Annotated in this window: 20 protein-coding genes and 1 pseudogene; 10 read left to right on the top strand and 11 right to left on the bottom strand. The window is 64.0% G+C overall.

Features of this window, described 5'->3' with window-relative positions; translation table 11 throughout:
* The first annotated feature begins 77 nt into the window (after window positions 1–77).
* The 3 genes from ACN8HC_RS05850 to ACN8HC_RS05840 all read left to right on the top strand — a co-directional run bounded on the left by ACN8HC_RS05850 (window position 78) and on the right by ACN8HC_RS05840 (window position 3,225).
* On the top strand, window positions 78–893 hold the full coding sequence (locus ACN8HC_RS05850) for a hypothetical protein (protein WP_490073938.1): 816 nt from the start codon (window positions 78–80) through the stop codon (window positions 891–893).
* A 103-nt stretch (window positions 894–996) separates the two neighbouring features.
* Entirely contained in the window at window positions 997–1,230 is a 234-nt protein-coding gene (locus tag ACN8HC_RS05845) for a YlcI/YnfO family protein (RefSeq protein WP_490073937.1), read from the top strand.
* Window positions 1,231–1,572: 342 nt separating this feature from the next.
* Window positions 1,573–3,225 (top strand): carboxylesterase/lipase family protein, encoded by a 1,653-nt coding sequence (locus tag ACN8HC_RS05840; protein WP_490073936.1) that lies wholly within the window; start codon window positions 1,573–1,575, stop codon window positions 3,223–3,225.
* A 68-nt stretch (window positions 3,226–3,293) separates the two neighbouring features.
* Here the strand turns inward: ACN8HC_RS05840 and ACN8HC_RS05835 are convergent, their stop codons facing one another.
* Complete coding sequence (locus tag ACN8HC_RS05835) at window positions 3,294–4,556, bottom strand: amidohydrolase (protein WP_490073935.1); 1,263 nt, start codon at window positions 4,554–4,556, stop codon at window positions 3,294–3,296.
* A 57-nt stretch (window positions 4,557–4,613) separates the two neighbouring features.
* The gene (locus tag ACN8HC_RS05830; RefSeq protein ID WP_490073934.1) at window positions 4,614–6,146 is read right to left on the bottom strand and encodes an AbgT family transporter; all 1,533 of its coding nucleotides are present in this window, start codon (window positions 6,144–6,146) and stop codon (window positions 4,614–4,616) included.
* 239 nt (window positions 6,147–6,385) lie between these two features.
* Between ACN8HC_RS05830 and cuyA the strand changes: the two genes are divergently transcribed.
* Window positions 6,386–7,372: a D-cysteate sulfo-lyase gene (cuyA, locus tag ACN8HC_RS05825; protein ID WP_490073933.1), complete on the top strand. Its 987-nt coding sequence runs from the start codon at window positions 6,386–6,388 to the stop codon at window positions 7,370–7,372.
* The gene (gene cuyB, locus ACN8HC_RS05820) at window positions 7,369–8,034 is read left to right on the top strand and encodes a cysteate racemase (RefSeq protein WP_490073932.1); all 666 of its coding nucleotides are present in this window, start codon (window positions 7,369–7,371) and stop codon (window positions 8,032–8,034) included. The genes cuyA and cuyB overlap by 4 nt, the downstream gene beginning before the upstream one ends.
* Here the strand turns inward: cuyB and ACN8HC_RS05815 are convergent.
* The gene (locus ACN8HC_RS05815) at window positions 8,018–8,887 is read right to left on the bottom strand and encodes a LysR family transcriptional regulator (RefSeq protein ID WP_490073931.1); all 870 of its coding nucleotides are present in this window, start codon (window positions 8,885–8,887) and stop codon (window positions 8,018–8,020) included. The genes cuyB and ACN8HC_RS05815 overlap by 17 nt on opposite strands.
* A gap of 282 nt (window positions 8,888–9,169) precedes the next feature.
* Between ACN8HC_RS05815 and ACN8HC_RS05810 the strand changes: the two genes are divergently transcribed.
* The 4 genes from ACN8HC_RS05810 to ACN8HC_RS05795 all read left to right on the top strand — a co-directional run bounded on the left by ACN8HC_RS05810 (window position 9,170) and on the right by ACN8HC_RS05795 (window position 11,806).
* Window positions 9,170–10,078 (top strand): HNH endonuclease, encoded by a 909-nt coding sequence (locus ACN8HC_RS05810; protein ID WP_490073930.1) that lies wholly within the window; start codon window positions 9,170–9,172, stop codon window positions 10,076–10,078.
* Window positions 10,079–10,141: 63 nt separating this feature from the next.
* A complete protein-coding gene (locus ACN8HC_RS05805; RefSeq protein ID WP_490073929.1) occupies window positions 10,142–10,429 on the top strand; it encodes a type II toxin-antitoxin system Phd/YefM family antitoxin in 288 nt (95 codons plus the stop codon).
* Window positions 10,426–10,836 carry a type II toxin-antitoxin system VapC family toxin gene (locus ACN8HC_RS05800; protein ID WP_490073928.1) on the top strand — a complete coding sequence of 137 codons (411 nt, stop codon included), beginning with the start codon at window positions 10,426–10,428 and terminating at the stop codon, window positions 10,834–10,836. Before ACN8HC_RS05805 ends, ACN8HC_RS05800 begins: the two co-directional genes overlap by 4 nt.
* 229 nt (window positions 10,837–11,065) lie before the next feature.
* Window positions 11,066–11,806: a DUF6308 family protein gene (locus tag ACN8HC_RS05795; protein WP_490073927.1), complete on the top strand. Its 741-nt coding sequence runs from the start codon at window positions 11,066–11,068 to the stop codon at window positions 11,804–11,806.
* Between the two features lie 61 nt (window positions 11,807–11,867).
* Here ACN8HC_RS05795 and ACN8HC_RS05790 read toward each other — a convergent pair whose 3' ends face one another.
* Window positions 11,868–13,148, bottom strand: coding sequence for a hypothetical protein (locus ACN8HC_RS05790; protein ID WP_490073926.1), 1,281 nt, complete (start codon window positions 13,146–13,148; stop codon window positions 11,868–11,870).
* 50 nt (window positions 13,149–13,198) lie between these two features.
* Between ACN8HC_RS05790 and ACN8HC_RS05785 the strand changes: the two genes are divergently transcribed.
* Window positions 13,199–13,438, top strand: a complete 240-nt coding sequence (locus ACN8HC_RS05785; RefSeq protein WP_490073925.1) for a hypothetical protein — start codon at window positions 13,199–13,201, stop codon at window positions 13,436–13,438.
* A 369-nt stretch (window positions 13,439–13,807) separates the two neighbouring features.
* Here ACN8HC_RS05785 and ACN8HC_RS05780 read toward each other — a convergent pair.
* The 7 genes and pseudogenes from ACN8HC_RS05780 to ACN8HC_RS05750 all read right to left on the bottom strand — a co-directional run.
* Window positions 13,808–14,245: pseudogene (locus ACN8HC_RS05780) on the bottom strand (helix-turn-helix domain-containing protein); the annotation flags it as partial.
* A 181-nt stretch (window positions 14,246–14,426) separates the two neighbouring features.
* Window positions 14,427–15,731 carry an McrC family protein gene (locus ACN8HC_RS05775; protein ID WP_490073924.1) on the bottom strand — a complete coding sequence of 435 codons (1,305 nt, stop codon included), beginning with the start codon at window positions 15,729–15,731 and terminating at the stop codon, window positions 14,427–14,429.
* A complete protein-coding gene (locus tag ACN8HC_RS05770; protein WP_490073923.1) occupies window positions 15,709–18,099 on the bottom strand; it encodes an AAA family ATPase in 2,391 nt (796 codons plus the stop codon). Before ACN8HC_RS05770 ends, ACN8HC_RS05775 begins: the two co-directional genes overlap by 23 nt.
* Before the next feature lie 43 nt (window positions 18,100–18,142).
* The gene (locus tag ACN8HC_RS05765; RefSeq protein WP_490073922.1) at window positions 18,143–18,640 is read right to left on the bottom strand and encodes a hypothetical protein; all 498 of its coding nucleotides are present in this window, start codon (window positions 18,638–18,640) and stop codon (window positions 18,143–18,145) included.
* Window positions 18,641–18,731: 91 nt separating this feature from the next.
* Window positions 18,732–18,992 (bottom strand): hypothetical protein, encoded by a 261-nt coding sequence (locus tag ACN8HC_RS05760; protein WP_490073921.1) that lies wholly within the window; start codon window positions 18,990–18,992, stop codon window positions 18,732–18,734.
* A complete protein-coding gene (locus tag ACN8HC_RS05755; protein ID WP_490073920.1) occupies window positions 18,989–19,744 on the bottom strand; it encodes a hypothetical protein in 756 nt (251 codons plus the stop codon). Before ACN8HC_RS05755 ends, ACN8HC_RS05760 begins: the two co-directional genes overlap by 4 nt.
* Window positions 19,744–22,890 (bottom strand): Eco57I restriction-modification methylase domain-containing protein, encoded by a 3,147-nt coding sequence (locus tag ACN8HC_RS05750; protein WP_490073919.1) that lies wholly within the window; start codon window positions 22,888–22,890, stop codon window positions 19,744–19,746. The genes ACN8HC_RS05755 and ACN8HC_RS05750 overlap by 1 nt, the downstream gene beginning before the upstream one ends.
* Between the last annotated feature and the right edge of the window lies 1 nt (window position 22,891).

The raw sequence follows: 22,891 nt of genomic DNA, 5'->3' as shown, positions 1-22,891 counted from the left end.
GCTAGCCGCTCCTGGACAGGTGTATACCGGATCGGTCGGCCACAACCCCCTGACCGACCTGAGAAAGGAAACCACCCATGAGAACAAGCACGCGGCTGGGGACAATGGTGTCTTTGGCCGCCGCGGGGACGTTACTGTTCCCTGTTGGTATGGCCTCCGCCGCCCCGTCATCCGGATCGGCCCTTACCTGCACCGGTGGCCAGATCGCCTCGGGCACTTACTCATCCGTCACTGTTGCCGGTGAGTGCACCGTGCCTGCGGGCGCGACCGTCACGATCACCGGAAACCTGAATGTGTTGAGCGGTGCCATGCTCGACGCGGACAGCGCACCCTCGACCATCACCGTCGGCCACAACGTGGTCGGCTATCCCGGCTCGTCGACCGGCCTCGGCTGCACGTCCGCGCACGGCGGCTGCACCGGCGGAGGCCCGGACGGCAACGGCCCGTATGCCGGGCAACAATCCAACATCCTCATCAAGGGAAATGTCTCGTTCGACCACGTCTTCAACGCCGCCCTCGACGGGATCACCGTCAACGGCAACGTCTCGTCGGTCGGCGGTGGCGCGGGCACCGACTTCCCCGGGTTCATTCCGTTCTCGGTGAAGGACGACACCATCGGCGGCAACCTGACTGTGAGCGGGTTGTCGACGACGTGGTTCGGCGTCATCCGCACGTCGGTCGGCGGCAATGTGGCGCTGTCCGACATCACCCTTGGCGATCCGGACGGCAACGAGATCGTGCACGACATGATCGGCAAGAATCTCATCTGCACCAACATGTCTCCGGCGCCGCAGATCGGCGACGCGGACGAAGGCATACCGGACCCGAGCTACCCCTACAGCACTGTCGGCCACCGAGTGATCGGTCAGTGCGGCTTCGTCCTCGGTCCCTGACCCAGCACCAGCACGCCACCCGGCCCTGGTCGCGCACCGCGCGCCCAGGGCCGAGCCGTCCGCGTGCATCCCATTTCGGCATGCATCGGGCGAGAATCAATCCATGAGCAGGCAAATTGCCGTCCGCCTCCCCGACGAGGTCGTGGCGTTCCTCGACCGCAGCGTCGCATCCGGGCACTCACCCAGTCGTGCCGCACTGGTCACCGAGGCTCTTGAGCGCGAGATGCGGCGTCGGGCGGCACTGACGGATATCGACATCCTGACGCGGCGAGGCGCCGACGACGACCTGGATGACTTGGTGACCTGGTCCACCGGCAACCCGCACATCGAGGACTGAGCAGTGCGGGAAATCTGCCTAACTCGACACATCGATCAGTTCCGGAAGACCGCGTCGAAGGTGGCAACGAAGTGCAAGTTCGACGCACTTGCACGGCCGCACGCGACGACCTCCGACAAAATTCCAGATTCAGGAGCCTCTACCACCCGGTAGCCAGCCGCGTAGGTGTTCTATGGAAGAACACCCCGGGCCGGCGACGCAGTCAGCGTTCACTGACCCATCTGAACAACCCATGCGCGGGTCTGCGACGGGCGGCCGAATCGACTGCTGCCGCAGTTGGATTCGCGACCGGTGAGTGATCGATCGCGCCTGCCGCGGGCCCCCGCGGAATGTGAGAGTTCGATGCACTCTGGATCTTCCTTCACCCTCCGGCCGACGACCGCCACCGTGGCCGCCGGCAGTCTGGCACTGGCACTGACCCTGGCGGGCAGTGCGTATGCCGCAACGTCATACGACGATGCCGCTCCACCAGCGTGTACCGCCGGCACGACCGTCATGACCACCAAGGGCAAGGTGTGCGGCCTGACGGCGGACGGCGTCACAACCTACGGCAGCATCCCGTATGCCGCGCCGCCGGTCGGCAACCTCCGCTGGAAGTCGCCACGGCCGGCGAAAGCATGGCAGGGCACACTGCAGGCGACCACCGAACCGGTGGAGTGCAGCAACGTGTTCACGACAACGAACACCAGCGAGGACTGCCTGAACGTCAAGGTGCAGATGCCGGCCGACGCCAAGCCCGGCGAGAAGCTGCCGGTGATGTTCGAGTTCCACGGTGGCGGCTTCCTCGGCGAGGCGCGCACGGACAACGGCTCCAACCTGGTGCGCACCGGCCGGGTCGTCTACGTCTATGTAAATTACCGGTTGGGCGTCCTCGGCTTCCTGGCCGACAAGTCGCTCGGCGCGCACTCCGGTGACTACGGGCTGCAGGACCAGCAGGCCGGGCTGCGGTGGGTGCAGCACAACATCGCCCGCTTCGGCGGAGATCCCAGGAACGTCACCGTGTTTGGCGAGTCCGCGGGTGGCGCAAGCACCTGTGCCCAGGTGGCGTCGCCGACGGCGAAGGGCCTCTTCAAGAACGCCATCAGCGTCAGCGGCTTCTACAACTACCAGAACAACATCGTGTGGTCGAACGCCGACTGCAAGTCGACCTACTTCACCGAGCAGCAGGCGCAGCAGGCGGGTGCGGCGTTCGCCAAGAAGGTCGGCTGCGGCGCCGTCGCCGACGTCGCGGCCTGCCTGCGGCAGATCCCGGCGGCGACGCTGATCAAGGAGGAAGGCCAGGTCGGCGACCCGACCGGCGGCGGCACCATCGGCCCGATCGTCAACGGCACCACGCTGACGATGTCACCGGTCACCGCGCTCACGACCGGCCACGCCAACAAGGTCAACCTGATCACCGACGTCGGCCGCGACGAGTTCAACGGCGGCGTCTACAACAACAACTTCACCAAGGACATCGTCGTCGCCGAGACGCCGGCGCAGTACCGCATGCTGGTGAAGGAACAGTTCGGGACACTCGCGTCGACCGTCGAAAGGCTTTATCCGCTCAGCCGATTCGCCTCGCCCTACACGGCCTACCGGACGATCATGGCGGACTCGGCGTCGGTCTGCCCGATGCTGCAGCTGGACAAGAAGGCGTCGAAGTACATGCCGGTGTATGCCGACCTGAACGCCGACGCGGACAACCCCGCAGGCGAAGACACCACCGACGTCCTCGGTGCCCAGCACAGCGGCTCCAACACCCTGGAGCACTTCGACACTTCGAAGCTAGACGCAAACCAGGCGGCCCTGCAAAAGCAGATCCTGCTGGAGTGGACCCACCTCGCCCGCACCGGCAACCCGGTCGCCCCGCACACGCCCACCTGGCCGCGCTACACGGCCCGTCGGCACCCGGTGATGTTCCTGCAGCCCGGTGACACCAGCATGACCTCGCCCAGCAATTTCGTTGCTTCACAACACAACTGCTCATTCTGGAACAAGGTGACGACGTACTGAGTCGACGTCGCTGAGGATACGGGCGCCCTTTCGGTTGTTGCCGAAAGGGCGGCCGGCCGGCGAACCTGCTACATCTCGTCGGGCGACTGACGCAGGAGCGTTTCGAGCAATGTCACGCCGAAGTCGAGCGAGCTCTCCTCGATGTCGAACCGTGGGCTGTGGTGTGGGTGCCGGTTGCCAGCGCCGATCTGGATGTAATCTGCGACGCCCCCGCGCTCGGTGACCCGCCTCATGAAGAGGCTCGCGTCATCCGTGCCGGACATCTTTCCGAGCACATCAGTCGTTGCCCCGAGCGACGCGGCAACCTCCGAAACTCGCTGGGCGAGAGCCAGGTCAGATGACATCGTCGGGCAACCGCCGGTTTCGATAACATCTGCACCGCAGTCGAATGCTGCGGCGGAGTTCTCGATGGAGCGAACGATGCGCTGGCAAAGGTCCTCCATGACCGCGTCGTCGACGGCCCTACCCTCCGCGGTCAGCTCCGCCCATGACGGAATGATGTTGACACTCTCGCCACCGTGCAACGTCCCGACATTCACGCGAGTGTCGGCGGTCGAGAAGCGTGGCTGAGCCAATACGGCGAGGGTGGCGGCCGCGGCCGCCGCCAGCGCATTGCGACCTTCTTGCGGCGAGGCCGCTGCATGTGCCGCAGCGCCCGCAAACCGGGCACGCAGTTTGGTGGTGGCGAATGAGCCCGATGACCCTCCGACGACGTGACCGGCGGGCAGATCCAGCCCGAGATGTATGGCGAGCATCCGGTCGATGTCATCCACCACGCCCGTGCCGACCATGCTTCGCGCTCCTCGCCCGCCCTCCTCCGCCGGCTGGAAGATGATGCGCAAGCTCCCCGGAAACGATGCATCTTGCACCAGGCGCTCCGCCAATTTGAGTCCAATTGCGGCGTGCCCGTCATGCCCACAGGCGTGCATCACGTCACTGACGGCCGACACGAACCCGTGCCCTGCCGGGAAATGGTCCGGTGCGGTCGACTCCTGGATCGGCAGAGCATCGATGTCCACCCGCAGGCCCCACCGCGGCCCTGGCCGGTTTCCGGCCACATCAGCGATCACCGCAGTACCCGCTTGCCGTACACGGGCCGCCCACTCGCCATCCGCTCCGGTCTGCACAGCGAACTCGGCCGCCGCGTCGAGAACGCGCTCGCTCGGGTAGTCGATGACACGCGATGTGTCGATGACCGACTCCCCGACCTGCGGCTCGATTCCGATTGCCTCGAGAGTTTGCGCGATGCGCGACGCGGTGCGGATCTCACAGAACGCCGGCTCAGGGTGCTGGTGAAATTCCCGACGGAGCGCAACGGTGTCCACATTCATGGTGTGCGTTTCTTCCTCTTCCTCAGTGATCGATCCATTGAATTCTTTCATGCCGTGCTATCCGCCCAGGAAGATGGAAGTACCGGGGCCCGTCGGTATCCGTGCGAAATAGAATACCGCGAGAGTCGCCGTCCAAATGACCGCCACCGGGAGTACGAAGAGCATCATCCGACTGAATATCATGCCCAACGTGAACCGCGGATCCCATCGTTTTGCCTGCTCATGCAACACGTAGACATATGGGTTTACCGGAGAGATTCCGTGACTGAGACAGTCCCCGACGCGATAGGTGGCTTGCGCGACCGCCGGTTCGAGACCGAGCCCGGTATATATCGGCACCAAGATCGGTGACAGCACCGCCCACAGCGATGCGCCCGAGGTTATCAACAGCGCCAATAGGGCGCAGAAGACGATGGTGATGATGATGACGCCGAAACCACCGATGTGCATCGACTTCAGTGAGTTGACCGCGTGGAGTGAGACCCAGGTGCCCACATTGCTCCACCCGAACATCGCGAGGAACTGTCCGGCCGCTACAGCAATGAGGATGTATGTCGCCATACTCCGCAGCGCGTCGGCCATCATTGTCAGGAGGTCCTCAGCGCGCGTCACCGTCCCGACGACGATGCCGTAGACGGCCCCGACCGCGAAGAATGCCAGTGCGAGGATCGGAACGATGCCCTTGAAGAACGGTGAGACGATCAGGTTTCCGTTCTTGCCCTGCAACGGGCCGCCCGGTATCAGCCATGCCGCAAAGATCACCGCAAGCACGGCTGCGAGCGCGACCAGTGCCGCAGTGAGCGCCTTCCGCTCACGCCGCGAAAGTCCGGCCGACAATTCCGCGGAGTCCCCCGCGGCCTCCGGATCGAACTTCGGCAGGCTGGGCTCAAGCCACCGAACCAGGACGAAGGTGGTGGCGAGCGGTATGACAAGACCCGACGCGGCTTGGAACCAGTAGTTCATCAGCACGGACGTATTGGCATGAACGCCATGCGGTACGGCGCTGGCGGTCAACGTGGACAGGTTGGCGTCCAGCGCTCCGATCAACACGCCGGACGCATATCCGGTCATTGTGCCGCCGAAACTGCCGAGCAGACCGGCGAGCGGATGCCGACCCGCGGCGCGGAACACGAGTGCGGCCAGCGGCGGGAGCACGATGACCGACGCATCTCCCATGACATGGCCTTGCCCCGCAACGAACATGACCGCGAAGGGCACCAGTTTCGCCGGCACGTGCGCGAGAAACGCGACGACCGCGGCCTTCAGAAAGCCGGTGCGTTCGGCGACGCCCACGCCGAGCAGCACGGTGAGCACCACCCCGAGAGGCGGAAAGCCGATGAAGTTCGCAACGAAAGTGCTCAGCAGATGTTGCAAGCCCCCGACAGAAAGAATGTTGTTGATGGCGACGGTTTTGTTGGTCCCCGGTGTGGCGACCGTGGTATGCGTGGCCGCAAGGATCGCGCTCACGATGCCCGTTGCAATCAGGAGGTAGCAGAACAGCCAAAACGCACTGGGCACCCTGTTGCCAACGCGTTCCACTGCCCGGAACGCTCGCCCGGTCTCAGCGGTGGGCGTTTCTGTGGTAGTCACTGATTTTCTCCACTCTAAATCGCATGCATGTCACCAGGGAAAATGGTGGAAAGGGAAAGCGAGGTGGGGCAGTCTTCTGCCCCGAGCTATTCGACCCGTCGAACTCTAAGATGACAAAAATCCGGCCGTCAACCGTTTCCTGATGGACAATCGCCGATATGCGCGACACGCATGAGCGGTGCTCAGGACGCATTGGACAGCAGGTATACCCGTCGACTATTGATAGCTTCGTGGTACAGATGACGCGATTCGCTCGCACCCAACTCGGACATTTCCCTACTCCGTTGGAGCCGCTGCCGCGGTTGACCAGCTTCCTGCGCGAGAAGCACGCTCAGGTTCCTGACCTCTGGATCAAGCGCGACGACTGCACAGGTCTGGCGACCGGTGGCAACAAGACCCGCAAACTGGAGTTCCTGGTCGGCGACGCCTTGGAACAGGGCGCCGATACGTTGATCACCCAGGGTGCGACGCAGTCGAACCATGCGCGGCAGACCGCGGCCGCGGCCGCAGCCGCCGGCCTGGGCTGCAAGATCCTGCTGGAGCAACGACAGGTCCGTGACGAGGAGTACGAGCACTCCGGCAACGTGCTGTTGGACGAGTTGCTGGGCGCCGAGATTGTGCACCGGCTACCGGCCGGCACCGACATGCAGGCTGCGATGGAGGAGCTGGCCGAGAAGCTTCGCGCCGACGGCAAGCACCCCTACGTCATACCGGGTGGCGGCTCGAACCCGATCGGCGCACTTGGCTATGTGGACTGCGCGCTCGAGCTGGACGCGGCGCCGGTCGCCGTCGACTGGGTCGTGCACGGCACCGGCAGCGCCGGCACGCAGGCGGGCCTCGTCGCCGGTCTGGCGACCGTGCGCAGCAGGGCGCGGGTCCTCGGTGTCAGTGTCCGGCAGCCGGAGCAGAAGCAGGCGGACGCGGTGTTCGGCCTGGCCGAACGCACCGCGGAGCTGGTCGGCGGCATCGTGCGCCGGGACGATGTGCTGGTGGACGATCGCTGGGTCGGCGGGGGGTATGGCGTGCCGACCGACGAGATGGTCTCCGCCATACGGCTCCTGGCGTCGACGGAGGGGATCCTGCTGGACCCGGTCTACTCCGGAAAGGGTTTCGCCGGACTGCTCGGCAACATCGCCGACGGCAAATTCGCGGCCACCGACACCGTCGTCTTCCTGCACACCGGCGGCAGTGCAGGGCTGTTCGGCTACCGGTCGACCTTCCAGTGACCGAGCCACTCGTCGGGATCCTCGGCGGCATGGGTCCGGCGGCCACCGCGGCGTTCTACGCCAAGCTGGTTGCCCGGACGCCGGCAACTCGCGACCAGGAGCACCTGCGGGTGGCGATCTGGGCGGACCCGACGGTGCCCGATCGGGTGGCCGCGCTGCTCGACGGCAGCACCGATCCCTATCCGTTGATGCTCGCCGGAGCGCGCCGGCTGCAGTCGCTGGGGGTGACGATCGCGGGGATGCCGTGCCACACGGCGCATGCATTCCTGCCTCGGTTGATCGCCGACACGGGCCTGCCGTTCGTCGACATGGTCGCGGAGACGGCTCATGCGCTGCGGCAGCGCGACGCACGCCGGGTGGCGTTGCTCGGGACCCGCGGCACCTTGGCGAGCGGGATCTATCAGGAGCGGGTGCAGGAGTTCGACATCGTGATCCCCGACGAGCAGGCGCAGCAATCGGTCGATCAGGCCATTGCGGCCGTGAAGCGCGGCGCGCCGCTGGCGGCCGCGCAGCACCTGTCCGCGGCGCTTCCGGATGTGCCGCTGACCGTGCTGGCGTGCACGGAGCTGCCGCTCGCGGCCGAACAGCTGACCGGGTCTCCGGGCGAACTGCTGGATCCGACCGACCTGCTGGCAGACGCGCTGATCAGGGGTTGCCGCTGAGTTCGCCCGCGGTCCGCCATACGGCATCGACCGCGGGCGATGCGCCGCCTCGCAACCGGTAGAGCCGGATCTCCAACTCTGCTGTGAGCGACGCATCGCCGATCTGCGAAACACCTTCTAGCGCCAGCGATTCCGGCAACCAACCGACACCCATCCCGGCGGTCACCATGGCCGCTAGGGTGGCGGTCATGTCGCTCTGCATGACAGGTTGGAGATGCAGCGAGGGCGCAGCCACCACGATGCGCTCGGTGACTCGGCCGAGGAACGAGCCGACGCCGTGCGTGACGGTGGGCACCGGTGCGGCGGCGGTCCCGGGTAGCTCGAACGCCGCATCAATCGCCCGGTATGGCGCCAGCTGGTCGCGACCGACCACGAGCCACTCGATGTCCGGACCGAGCATGCTGACCGGTGTGCCCCGGTCGGCGTAGGCCAGCAACAGGTCACATCCGCCGTGCAGCAGCGCGTCGTAGCCGTTCAAGGTGTTCGTCGGCAGCAGCACCACCGGTCCCCCACCGCACTGCAACCACCACGGCGCGAAGAAGGTCGTCGCCAAGGTGTGCGTGGCGACCATACGCACGGCGTTGCGCGGCGACCGTTGACGTCCCCGCAACTCCTCCCGCAGGGCGCTCAGCTCGCTCACCGTTTTCATCGCGCTGGTCCGCACCGACACACCCGCCGGCGTCAACGCCACCGGGAACGTCGACCGATCGACAAGCTCCTCGCCGAACCACAGCTCGAGAGCGCGGATCCTCCGGCTAAACGCCGGCTGACTGATGTGCTGCGCGTCCGCCGCCCGGGTGAAGCTCTGGTGTTCCACCAGCGCCAGGAAGGTCTCGAGCCAGGCAACATCCACAACCGGAAGTCTAGAAGCGGATCTCCCGCAATGGCCGAGTAATTCGTGAGAATGCGACGTCTCAGATCGCGCGCTCGCTGGACGGTGCGCGCTCGTTGGTCGGAGCACGCTCGTTGGTCGGCGCACGCTCGCTGGTCGGCGCACGCTCGTTGGTCGAGTAGCTCGTGAGGAACGAGCGAGCATATCGAGACCAGAGTCCCGTCGGCGGCTGGCGCTCGACCAACGTCACAGTCGCACATAGGGATCCCATTTCCCTCGGCATCGCCATCGCAAGCTTCACCCATGTTGTCCCGCGCTGACGATCTCGCGCTGCGCACGGCGGCCCTCGATTGGCTGCGGGTGCGCACGAACGACGGTCTTGATGCGCTGACGTCGGACGAGATCGGTCAGTTCTCGTTCCGGGGTGAACGGTTCAGGCTCATGGACGCCCAGCGGGGCATTCGCAAGCCGGCAGTGATGTCCTCGGCGTTATCGATCCGGACCACCTACCGGCCGGAGGGCGTTGAGCGCCCGTACGCCGATGACCTCGGACCCGATGGTCTCGTCCGCTACAAGTGGCGTGGCTCCGATCCGGAGCATCCTGAGAACAGAGCGCTGCGCGAAGCGATGCGGCAAGGCGTGCCGCTGATCTGGTTCTGGGGCGTCGGGACCGCGCTCTACAAGCCGATCTTCCCGATCTACCTGATCAATGAAGAGCCCGGGCTGCACCAGTTCGTCGTGGCTACCGACGGACTGCAGCACCTGGAGACCACTGGCTCACAGGTAGAGGAGGTCCTCCGCCGCTACCTGCGCGCCGAGACAACCCGCCGGCTGCACCAGCCCGTTTTCCGCAGCATGATCATGCGGGCGTACAACACCCGGTGCGCGGTCTGCGAGCTCAAGCACAGCGTGCTGCTCGACGCCGCTCATATCGTGGAAGACAAACATGACCTCGGCATCGCCGCCGTCCGGAATGGCTTGGCACTCTGCAAGATCCACCACGCTGCGTATGACGCAGGGATCCTAGGCGTTTCGCCTCGCCTGCTGGTCGAGATCCGCGACGACATACTGCACGAAGTCGACGGGCCGCTTCTCGAGCACGGGCTCAAGGGCTTGCACGGCCAGCCGCTTCGGGTCGTACCGTCACGGCGTTCAGAGCAGCCGGATCCCGATTTGCTCGAGATTCACTACAAAAGATTCAGGGCTTCATAAGGACCGCGGGACGTGACCAGCCACTCGATTGTGCGGTTACGTACAGGATCGTACAATTCGATCATGGCAACAGTGAGCGCAAGCGTCGCGCGCCAGACCCTCCCGGCGCAGCTGGACAAGGTCGAAGCGGGCGAGGAAGTCTCGATAACTCGGCATGGTCGGGTTGTGGCCGTGCTCGTGCACCCCGACTCCCTCAGCCGCCGGCGCGCTTCGGATGCGTGGGCGGAGGCTGACCGCATCGGCACTTTGCTCGAGCGGGCGCGGTCCGAGCCACTCCGTCCCCCGGCAATCAGTGCCAAGCGCGCGCAGGAACTGGTTGAGTCGGTGCGTCGCGGCCGCGCGGCGCGATGACGATCGCATTTGACGCAGACGTCCTGATCTACGCAGCGCAAAAGGGCCACTCACTGGGTAAGCCCGTCACTGCGCTCTTCACGGCTGAACCCGAGTCCCGCATTGTCGGCACTGGTTCCGTCCTTCTGCTCACCGAAGTCCTCGCAAAGCCCATGCGAGACGACCCGGAGTCCGCCGAAACGCTCGCGTTGGCAAGCCTGCTGAGCCGCCTTGAGCTGTGGCCGCTCGATGAGCCGACTGCGCGTTTGGCATTGACGCTCGCCGTTGAGTACGGGTTGCGGGCGGCCGACGCCACGCACCTCGCAACTGCAGTCGCCGCAGGGGCGGACCGATTCCTCACGAACAACCGCAAGGACTTCCCCAAGACGATCACCGAGATCGACGTGATCTACCCGGACGACCTCTAGCTACCGTTCGCTTGAGTTGCAGTCCGCGAAGCGATCCGACGACTGACATGCGCTGCCCGTCGCCGATCCGCGGAAGCTCCGCGAGGGTGACGTTCTCCCCACGCCCGGACAGTGGCGGGTGGACCGACACTGCAACGCAGCGGAACGCGCGCCTTCTTTGCCGAACTCGTGCCACGGGGCGGAGGCGCCTGTCATAGTGTGCCGACGACATCATCAGGAGGAGATTCGTATGTCGACAGGGTGGCTGGAATATGAGCAAATCTGGCTATGTCCGAGTTTGCAGAAGGGCGGCACCGAGCGTGCAGTCGCGGCCCTCAAGCACTACTTCGAGAAGACGGAGGCGGGCAAGCACCGCTTCACCGGAGGAGCATGGGACTCGTTCGATCCGAGCGGAACGCGTGCTGCCAGTGCCAACGTCTTCACCGCGGACGACGTCCTGTCTTGCACGCTGTTGTCGACGCCCATCGGTGCGGCCGCCACCGTGCAGCTGCTCGATCCGATTGCGTCCCGAGACTTTGCAGACCTCCTCAAAGCGGTGCCCACCGACATCGATTTCGTCGACAATACGTGGCCGGACAGCGACGGCTTCCATGCGGCAGATGAGCTGTTCGAGAAGCTGAAGACCCTTCCTGGAGTCGGCCTGACACGCACAACCAAGTTGTTCGCACGCAAGCGTCCACGGCTCGTACCCATCGTCGATTCGGTAATCCGCCGATGGGTCTTTCACGATGGACAGCAACACTGGGCGCCATTGCGCGCCGCGTTGCTGCGCAACGAGAGCGAGCTCTGGAATCGCCTGGCTCACCTCCATCAGGCGGCGACGCTCCCGCACGACGTCTCAACGCTCCGTGTCTTCGACGTGCTCTCCTGGATGGACGGCGCGGGCTACACAGATAAGTTGCTGGCAGGCGAGCAGCTGCCAGCACCCGACGACGGCACCGAGGACGATCCAGACGCCACCGGCCTATAGCCGCGTGGTCAACCTCGAGACGACGTCGACTAGATGCGCCACCCAGCGGTCAGGTCGACTCTTACTCGCACCGAGCCTCGAGCTCGGCCAGCACCCTTCGTTCAGCCGAGTTGGTCTTTCCGTCGACTTCGGCAGCTGCGACACCGAGACGATGGATACTCTGACGGTCGCCCTCGACCTCGCCGACGAGTGACCAGACGAAGTCATGGTCAACGTTTACAACTTCGCGCAATTCGGTGTCGACGATGTTGTGCGTTGTTTCCATGAGCGAGAGCAGGTGCCGCATCAGCGTCGTCTCGGTTTCGTTGATCTTGTCGTCGGCAGTCATCACGAGCCACGCGACCCATAACACCGCGCGATGCGCTGGGGCATCCCTTACGAGCCGAGTGGCTTGCTCACGAATCGCGGCCTCGGAGCGGTAGGTGCTCCGCGCATATTTGCCAGCGACCTTGGTGCTCCAGTAGTTCATCGAGGTGGCCAACGGGATGCCGATCGCCGGAAGCGCGAACTTGATGACATTGCGTTGCAGCAGATACCTGCCGATCACTGGCAGCGACTTCCCGGCGCCCAGGGTCGCGCCGGAATAGATCTTCTTGACCAGCGGTCGAACAACCATGGGCACGCCCTTCGTCGCTGCACCCGCCGCGTCTCCGGCACCCTTGACCGCGAACGCGACGCGAATGAAACGCCAGAGATCCTCGGCGTCATTGAAGTCGATGGGGATGCGGTAGAGGACAGCGATGTCGTAGGCCAGTCGCAACTGGATCGTCGTGGTTGAAAAGAGATCCGCGGAGAACGACATCAGTGCCGCCGAGCCGGTGATTGGTGAGGCGCCACCGGCCGTGCCGATCGTCGCGGCGACCGCGCCGGTGTATGCCGATGCACTCAAGCCACCTTCGAGAGCGGCATAACGAGCCGCCATCTTGATGCGCGCGTTGACGATGCCGTCGCGCGGCATACCCGGGTATTTCTGCTCGAAGTACTCCCAGTCGACCTTCTCCCGGTACTGCTTCAGAGCGTGGGAAAGGAGCTTGGCGAACCAGGAACCACTCTTGAGGTCGTCGATGGTCAGGTCGGCGGCGAGATTCTTCATCTCCTCGTAATGCCGACGGATCGGGCCATCTTCGTCGGACACCGCTTCCAGCTCTACTCCCGCAGACTCCGCTGGTGTCGCGCCATCCGCCTGATCAGGAACCGACTCATCGTCGACGTGCTCGGTCTCATTGGGCAAAGTGGTCCCCTGGTTCGTCATTGCAGTCCCTTCCGTTGAACTGCCAGCATTGAAGCACGCGTTGCAGGTTCTGTATGGGGCCTTTGTCCGTCCTGGGGTCGGCACGTGCACCAATCGAGCCCGAGCCATCCAAGTCCGCGTCCGTGGTGCACACTCCCGTCATGAATAACGCCGCCGGCACTCCCGCCAGCCGAACCGAGGAGATCGCTTTCCAGGTGCTTGAACGGGTTCTCGACGTGACAATCGAGATCAACGACGCCGGCGCAGGTGATGGCGCCGCGGACGGACGGTGGTCTGATGGAGAGACGATTGGAGTCGTGGAAGTCACGGCGCCACCGGCGACCGAAGTGATGCGTGATCTCGCCCAAGCGATCAGGAACGGCGAAACCCATCACGAGTAAGGCATCCAACCGTCGTACGTTGGGCACCTTGAGGACTACGTCAACCACCTCCTTTCAGTCGATCTGGCCGCCGATGTGCGAAAGCTCCTCCGCGCGGACGCGGACGAACGGCACCTCTATCTCGACGGCCACGCTGTCGAGCAGGGAGAACTCTTCGCGCGGCTCTCCGACAGATCAGCTGACGGCGCGCGGGAACACGTTGGCGCCGTAGCATTGCCCGACGGAATCAGCGATATTTGGCTCGCCGGGAGAGCTGCTGACCGCGGCGATGGCAACCCTCCCGACTTCACGCTCCACGTCGCTCGGTTCACCCGATACACAGGGTGGACCCGGCACGAGGTACGGATCATCGAGCAATCTCTACCTGGAGACGTGGATCAAGTCGCCGGGTGCGTCGCGTTCATACCGGCGAATCTGTCGCCTGCGTGCGCGCACTGGTGCCCCGGTGGCCGGATCGGTCCACGACAACCGAACACACCTGTATCTGTTCAGTATGCGTTGCACCGTGGAGACATTCATCCAAGGTGATACGCGATCCTGGCCGGCCCCCAACGTCGCGACACGCGTAATCCGACCACCCGGTGTTCCCGGCGACGGCTGGTGCGGTGCGGACACCGGCACGGGCGGCTGGACCGATCCTCCATCACGTCCGGCCCCAGCTGGCGGTACCGGTCGGCCCATCGTTTGGCCGTGGTCACTGAGACCGCGAACCGGTCCCCCGCGTCGTAGCGGCCGACCATCATCGACGACGCACCGTGCCAGACGCAGCCGACCAAGCGGGGGCAGTGGTGAATTACGGTGGGACACGAAGACCTCCGGGTTGAGGAGCGGTTCGTAGACAGCTCCACACCTCACTCGGAGGTCTTCCTCATGTCACGCCGGCACGCCGTACCTAACGTCCCGGGTCAGTACAACTACATCAACCACCGCCGCTTATACGATACTGCGGCGACGTCCCACCTGCAGAGCTCGAAGCCGCGCACTACGCTCAATGCACAGCCCCACAACCAGTGGAGCTGACCGTATGAGACACACTCCGGAGGGATTCAGTTGAGCTGACGCGGCCGGGCGGGTCTGAGGTTGGAATCATCCGGTTGGCTGCGACGACGGCCGTTATCGTCTGCGCGATTCGCTCAATTCCGGTGATCACCGCTTCTGACGGCACACTCAGGTCCAGCGTGTGGCAGTGGATGGTGACCGGAGACCCGAGGACGCGATGCGTCGTCTGCGCCACCTCGCCCTTCGCATAGACGAGATGGCCTTCGCGAAGCCCGAGGACCGTGCAATATGCCAGCATTTGGTAGAGGTCCGCTTGCGGGAATCCCGACTTCAGGTCCGACTTGGTGACTTTCTCAGCCTTGTACTTCGCGTCCACCACGACGAGGGGGACGTCACGGTCCACCCAGACGAAATCGGGACGCATGTCGACTCGCTCGTCGTCGTCCAGCGTCGTCTTGTACTGCAGGCGCGCTCGTCCTGGCTCGGCTGCGAGCGCTTCTCGCAGCGCAACGCAGACGAAGTCTTCGAAGACTCGCCACATGCTCAGCACGAATCCGCGCACGGTCACTCCACCGAACTTCTGCTCGAACGAGTTGCCGTCGAGGATGAGCTCGGCGAGGTAGAGCGCCGGCTGATAGCGAGCATTGAGGCGGTTCGGTGTCCACGTCGGTCGGCGCGCGCCCCGCACGAGCGGTGTCACGTCGGTGAGTTGAAGCCGTTGGCGGAGCAGCCCGGCGCGGGTCTTGCGCGCCAACCCGGGCACCCGAAGCACGACCTCGGTGGCTGCGAGCAAGAGCTGATTTTCCGCGACGTCCACCGTGAAGTCATCGAACCGGACCTCCAAAGGGAGGGTACGCCCGAAGTGCCGCTTGAGTTGATCGGCATAGCGGATACGACCGCGCAACACCGTGGACGCCTCGTCGGTGGTGACGTAACCCTTCAGCGGCCCTTGATCAAGTGCTCGTTTGGATAGCCGGAGAAACAGGCCGGCGAGAGCGTCGGCCAGCCTCTCCGCAGGGTCGAGGTCTACGGGATCGTCCCGCCAGAACGACGGCCTGCGTGCGTAACCCATGAGAAACAGCAGTCGCTGGATGGGAATCTTCGGTTCGATGATGACTTGGAGGTCGCCGACCCGCACCACACCGACTTTGGTGCTCGCAGATATCAACCATCGGCCAGCTGCAGACGTCGGTGAGACGTTCGCGATCTTGCTGGCCGCCAGCGCGCCGGCAATCGGGTCGGGGAGTTGAACCTCGCGAGGTGGCGCGCCCTCAGTCAGGATCAGCGGCGTCATCACCAGTCTCTGTTGGTTCGCTCGCGGGCGGCTGCTCCGTCGCGATGGGCGGACTGAGCCGGGCCTCCAATGCTGCCAGCCCATAACGCTTTTCGACGTCGGCGCGGTCGAGGTCACCATAATGGTGCTCTTCCAGGAGCGGAAGGATCGCGGTGCGCCACGCCCGGTCAAACCCGCCGGCCTCATGAACGGCATCCCGCATGAGATAGGACGGACCGATCTTGAAGTCGGGGTCGTCGATCCGTTCGTTCAATGCCTCAAGCAACTCCGCAGCACGGACGTCATGCTTCTTCGCTGCCAGCCACTTCCGAAGGATTCCGTTGGTCGGTGTCTCGGAGGGATGCAGTGGCAGGAAGGCGAAGCGGCGCCGCATCGCTGCGTCGACCAGTGCGATCGACCGGTCAGCGGTGTTCATGGTACCGATGACGAACACGTTCTTCGGCAGGGTGAACCCCACGTCGTCGTCACTGGCGTAGAGCAGGTCGACCTGCTTGTCGCGGTACTCGAGCAGGAAGTACAACTCGCCGAATACCTTCGCGAGGTTGCCGCGGTTGATCTCGTCGATGATCAGGAAGTATGGCGAAGATGGATTCTCCTTCGCCTGGTCCACGATCTTGCGCATCGGCCCGGGACGCAGGCTGAACCCACCGCTCGCATCAGGCCGGTAGCCCTCGAAGAAATCCTCGTACGAGTACGCCGGGTGAAACTGCACGAGCCGGACGTTGTCTCCGGCAAGGAACCCGGCGATCTCTTGTGCCAGATAGGTCTTGCCGGTGCCAGGTGGGCCATAGAAGATCAGTTGCGGCCGGTCGCGGAGCAGGTCGATGCACTCCTGGAGCCAGACCTGGTCGACGAGGAGACGATCAGCGAGTTCCGGTGTCGCATCGTGTAGCACGACCTTGCCGACGGTTCCGGTCTCTGCCTCGACGGACTGCGTGCCGACCAGCGCATCGAGAAGACCTAGCTGGCGGGTCAGTTCCACGACGTCGTATTGCACTTGTAGCCGTGACGCGACCTCTGCTGGCAGATCGCCGTAATCGATGCCCCGCATGTCCAACCACTCGACATCGCGTCGCAGGTTCGACCGGCCGTCGCTGGAGTGGACGAAGGTCGCCGGCCCGGTGATGCGTCCGACGAACAGCCGACCCTGGCTGGCGGTGGCGACCAAGTCGCCTTCGTTCATCCGGCTCAGGAAGGCGTGGAACTCATCGACTTTGGCACCCTTCGCAGCGTAGGACGCCTGGGAGTAGCCCTGGTCCACCAAGGATTTCAGTTCGTCCCGTCCGACGCCGGGCTCGGTGCGAGCAAGCTTGGTCGCCGCTAGCGAAACGCTGCCCAATTCAAGCCATTTTGGGACCAGGTCGCGTCCGTTCACTGAGGAGCCTCGCACGAGCCAACCACGCCGCGGCAGCCGATCTAGCACGCCGCTCTCTTCGAGCACGGCGGCCAGATCGCCCGCGCGCACGTGTGCTTTCTCATCGGCCACTCCGTGCGCATCGAAGGTCAATCCCTCAGCTTGCAGCACCTCTCGTTGACTCTCCCGCCGAGGCGTAGCCCAGCGGAAGTCTTCCCCAGGTCGACCATCGACGAGCAGCGTGCGATGTCCGCCTTCGATCGGCACCTGGTTGATGAACTTGCCGATCGCCGACGTCTGTAGGCCGCTGACCTCGGCAAGGTCCGTGTATGTCGTCCACTCCCCTGGTTCAAGCGTGCTCAGGGCAGCTTCCACAATCCGGTGGGCCGGCGTTGCGTACTTCGCGGTCGTCTTTCGCGCAGTTGTCCATTCGCGGTAGATCCGGTTCAGCTCCTCGCTGAACGAGTCGGGGTCGGCAAAGTCATTCAATGCTTCCCGCCCGGTCGCGGTGAGCGCCCAGCCGGCGGGAGTCTTCTCGAGCCAGCCGGCGGCCACCATCTCGGAGCTGCCCCATCCGACCGCCTGCGTCCATCGCGGATGTTGATTCCGCCCGCCTGTCTGACGCTCGTAGTCCGTAGGCTGCACCTCTGCCTCGACGGCCGCGAGTACATTGGCCTTGCTCATTGGGGAAGAGTCCCGCAGCAGGTCCGCGGTTGCCCAAACGTAGAGAGGCTTGCGGACGACCTGCGGTGCGAGCGCGTCAAGTGAAAAGTCCTCCGACCGCGTAAACGTCACGGATTCGCCGGACAGATCAACGGTGTGTACTCGCCAGCCAGCCCGCATCCAGGCGGCTGCCTGCCCGTTGGCGTCGACCACGTTGCCCCACCAGGTGCGGTGTTCGCGTGCCGACGCTGGGAGTCCGCCGACGAGTTCGTCGATCTCGGAAAACGTCATCGTCTTGCTGGGACCGTCCTCCCGATCCATCACCTCTGACAACTGGTCGTACTTCGCCACCCCACTACTCCTTCGCCGTCATCGTGCGCTCAGCTTCGCAATCTCAACTGGCATCGGAGGCCGCGCCGTCGAACTCCGACTCGTATGGCGCTCCGCCGGCCATCGCCTCGGCCATCCGGTCATAGATGTCGAGGATCATTAGCTTCGTGCGGTACTCGCCGTGTGCCGCAATGTCCTTGCGCTTAACAATCGGGAACGTCTCCATGATGTAGTCCACGTCATCACGCTCGATGCCGTACAGGTGGAAGAATGCTGCATCCAGCTCCGCCCGCTCGCGCTTCCGTGATGCGGCGTCCCACAACACTGGCACGGGCCGCTGCCCGAGATCCTCTGCCATCTGCCTCAACGAGAAACTCGTGTATGAGAGATCCGTGACCCTCACCACGACCCAAGCAGCTAAGGCCTGTTCCGCCTTCCAAGGCGTCGCGGCCAGGAAGCGCGCCGGCTCAAGCAACGGAATCTGCCGAAGGTACGTGTACGTCAGGTGTAGGCCGGCCACCTTTTGTCGTGCGAGAAAGTCCACAACGAATGAATTGAACATCGCGAGGACGAGTTCCCTCTGATCGCCAAACCAGAGTGGGTATGTGTGGCCGACCCCGCCTCGTGGGAACGCTGCCGCACGGATCGTGCGTTCATTCGTCGGGCTTGTGACATCCGAGAACCCCCGTGAGCCATAGCGGAATGTCAGTCCCTACGAGTTCCTCTCGAATCCAGTGATAGGGAATGGCTTCGCGATAAGGGTCACGATGCTCTGCCTCTGTTAGGTACCTCGGCTGGTTCTGTCGCTTCTCTGCCGTCGCGCTCTTCACGACATCTGCATCGCGATGGTCGTAGGCATCCAGCATCTTTGCCTCATACAGCGGAAGCATTCGTTCAACTGCCTGATCCGTCATGCCCGAACCTCCTCGTCGAACGGTGACCGGTATGTCGTTCCAGTGCCGATTGCTTCGGCCATGGCGTCGTAGGCGGCGAGGATCAGCCGCTTGGTGCGGTAATCACCGTAGGCCGCAATGTCTTTGCGTTTCACGATGGAGAATGTCTCCATGATGTAGTCCGTATCGTCGCGGTCGATTCCATAGAGGTGGAACATGTACGCGTCCAGCTCTGCCCGCACCGCCGCACGCTCTGCGTCGTCCGCAATGTATCTGTTCAATCGGTCCACACGCAGCCCGAGCCACGAGTCGACCGGTCGACCCAGAGCCAGACCAGAAACTACAGAATCAGAGCGCGGCATCGGCAGTTGCGCAACCGTGAAGTAGGCCATTGAGGTTCCCCCGATCTTCTGACGGCTGACAAAGTCGAACACAAATGACGATTCGCAGGCCTGCAACAACGAGCGATTTCCCGCCTTCTGGGGCAGAGCCAAGAGAATCTTGTGACCCACTGCCACCCGAGGAAGCGCCGACCAGATGAAGGTTCGCTCGTCGGTGGCGCGGCAGATGTCGCGCCAGCCAAGGAACCAAGACTTGTCCCAACGGCCCTCCAGCTTCGCGTCGACATCTGATTCGGCGACCCAATAGCGCGGCATTGGTGCCAGGTGGGCTGCCTTCTCGGCAGCCGTCATGAGGCGGGTGGACCCGTCGGTCTCGTACGTCGCCCACCGCGTGTCGTAGTGGTGGATCATCTTGGCCTCATAGAGCGGCATCATTGACTCCCCCCCCCCCCGTCGATTTCGCGCTCGAAGACGTTGCCGTTCAGGACCCAGCCGTCAGCTTCCAGCTCCTCACGCGTGTGGAACAGGTGCGAGTCGCTGGTCATGTTGAAGAGACCCTGCATGAACTTGATGCCCCAGGGATTGCCATTCTCCGGGTCCTTCTCGTCGATCAGCACGGGTACCCGGCGGTAGATGCCGAGAGTGATCTCCGCATCGCGACGCGATCGGAACACCGGACAGGTTCCAGTGTTCGGATTCAGCAGCGTAATTTCCTCCGGTGTCAGCTCGAACCGCACTCCGTCGTTCGCCAGGTCCGCCGGATCGTGCAGAAAAAACGCAAACTTGGCCTGCTTCTCTGTCACCGCGGTACCGCCGAGCGTCAGAAGACAGAATTTAAAGCTACGGTGGACACCGATAAATAGCGGCCGGGCGTTCTCGAAGTCGTACAGACTTGCTAGCGACCTCGACTGGACGAGCTCCTTGAAGAAGAACTGGGTCGTTGCGTCCGTAGCGATGCCGGTGGGAAGAATCATTCCGATCCGGCCGGTCGCGCTGACTAGTGTTCGAGCGCATTCTGCGAAAACGGGATCGGTCTTAATACGCCCCCGACCGCACAATGGATAGCGTCCCGAAGTTGCCACGAAGTGGCGCGTGCCGTCGAGTTTCCGCTTTGCAGCATTATAGTCGGCGGCGAGGCGCGGGTTGACGTCGGACAGTGCAGCAATCAGCTTCTTACGTTTCGCTCCTGCCGCGCCCGCAATCTCAGGAGCGATTGCAGCAAAGTACTCCTGCTCCTTGAGTTCGACGTGCTCCCATGGCGGATTAGCGAGGATGACATCAAAGCCGCCGGACCAACCGGTTGACTCGTTCACGTCTCCGCCCGTTGGGAAGACATGCGGGAACTCCAGATGCCAGTGGAAGAAGCGGTATTCGGCTGCGAGCCGGTCGATCTCGTCCCTGGCCGGCATACCGATCAGCTCGCCGCGATCGAGCCGACGCAGCACATCCTCGGTGATCGCCTCTGGAGCATCGGCACGCTTCGGCCACACGAAGGCTGCACACCAGGCGTCCGCAATCAGCCGCTGATGCTGCAACTCGTCGGACTGTTCCAGGGCACGTAGCCGCTTGCGTTGCACGTCGACATCCGCCAGCGACATCGCCGGACCCGCGACAAGCTCCTTTGCTTGCGAGCCCAGTTGGACATTGGATGAGGCGAATTCGTCGTCACCAAATAGGCTCGACTGGCCTGCGTGCTCCTTCTTATTGTGCTTCGCGAGCATCGAGGTGAACTTCTTGTCGTCACCCTGGATCGGCTTGAACGCCTCATCCGGCACACCCTCGGCAAGTAGTGCGGGAGTGGCGCCGATCAGGGCGTTGCCAACCTTGATCTGAGCGTCGAGGAATGCGAGTGGACGCCCCGGATCGAGGGTCTCCAGCCAGAGCGAGATTTTCGCCAGCTCGGCCGAGAGGGGGTTGACGTCGACTCCGTAGATGCAGCGGGCGACGACGTCCGAGAGCGCATCGCGCACCTGGTCCGGTGGTGGCTCCGGATCACCGCTGCGCACTGACGCCACCCGTTTGGCGATGCGGCGAGCCGCAGCCACCAAGAAGTGCCCGGACCCACACGCTGGGTCGCACACTGTCAACGCCAGATACGCCCCTTCCGGGTCTTCGGCTTTGGCTGCACGATCGAGCACCGGCTCCAGCGCTGTGTCGAGCAGGCAGTCGATCAGCGACGTCGGGGTGTAGTAAGTGCCGGTGGTCTTGCGGGCGTTGCCACTCGCAGTGCCCAGCGCGTACGTCTTCGCGGCAGGGTCCCACGAGGGCACGAACTCGAGCAGCGACTCATAGATCGAGCCCAGCTCTTCAGCGTCGAGGTTGCGGTAGTCGACAATGCGGGTGAAGCCAGTCTTCGGCTCCTGGACCGTGCTTATTGCCCGAATCGCACTGAGTAGAGCGGCATTCGTCAGCTCACACTCGTTCAGCAGTCTGTCGAGCGACCCGGGCTCAAAGAGCCCACCGATGCCCTGAATGCCGATCTCCGGGCGACCTTGCGCCGCGCCCAGACCCTGCCAGACGAGCACGAGACTGCGCCATTTGTCGGTGTGCCGGGTGCCGTGACGACGCCGCGCGGTGCGGCGTAGCCGGTCGGTGGAGAAGAAGTCGTCATACCGCCGCCGAGCAGTGGAGTCAGCGGTCGGGCTCAGGAGCGCGCCCCGATCCTCGGCAACGAAGGTGAACAGCATGCGGTAGACCACGCGCAGCAGTGCGTGGTTGTAGTCGGCGAGCGACAGCGCCCCGGTGTTCACGTCGTCACGCAGGCGCGCGTTGGCCGGGTGCGCGAGGAATCCGGTGCCCAAGGTCTGCAGGGCCTCGACCACGCCGTCCCGCAGCAAGTTCAGTGCGCGTGATCCCTGCTCCAGTGAGGTGTCGCGCCACTGCTCCATCCAGCAGGAGGCTGGTCCCTTCTGCTCGTCGCGCACCTCGAAGCGAGACTGCTGGCACAGGGTGTAGAGCAGCAGGAACTCCGAGAACAGATCGCCATCGAAGATCGCTTCCAGGTCAAACTCCACGTAGGCGGAGCCAACGAGGGAGGTGGAATCCCGCAGAACCCGGAGCAGCCGGCCATTGGAAAGCAGAGCCCAAAGGTGCGGTTCGGAACGATTGAGCAGCTCTTGGACCATCGACTGCGGCGATGCCGTGGCTGCACCGGCGACACCCTTTGTCCGGTGGTCCAGATCGATGCGGCTGCCGAGCAAGTGAATTGGGACCGTGCCCCACAGATGGGAGACCGGGAACGCCTTGCCATCCGCCTCGATCCCGCCCGCACCGGTCTGTGGCACCCGGCCATAACCGAGCTGGTCGAGCAGCACCAACACCCAGCGCTCTCGGGTCAAGCTCGTGCCCGTGTCGCCCTCCCGTAGGTCATCTGAGGCGGCGCGGTAGGAGGACCAGACCCCGGTCAGGTAGGACCACACTCGGTTGGCGGCCTCGCGCACGGACTCGCCCGCGGCCAGGTGGTAGTCCTTCGAGTCGAGGCCCGGCAGACCGTTGCCTCCGGTCGCGAGCCGCGATATGAGTTCGCCGGGTAGCAGGCCGCCTTCAATACGCACGGCTGCGAATGTCGCGCCCGCCATC

Source organism: Flexivirga sp. YIM B11880 (assembly GCF_058148645.1).
Note: the sequence above shows the minus strand (reverse complement) of the source record. Positions and strands in the feature narration are given on the sequence as shown.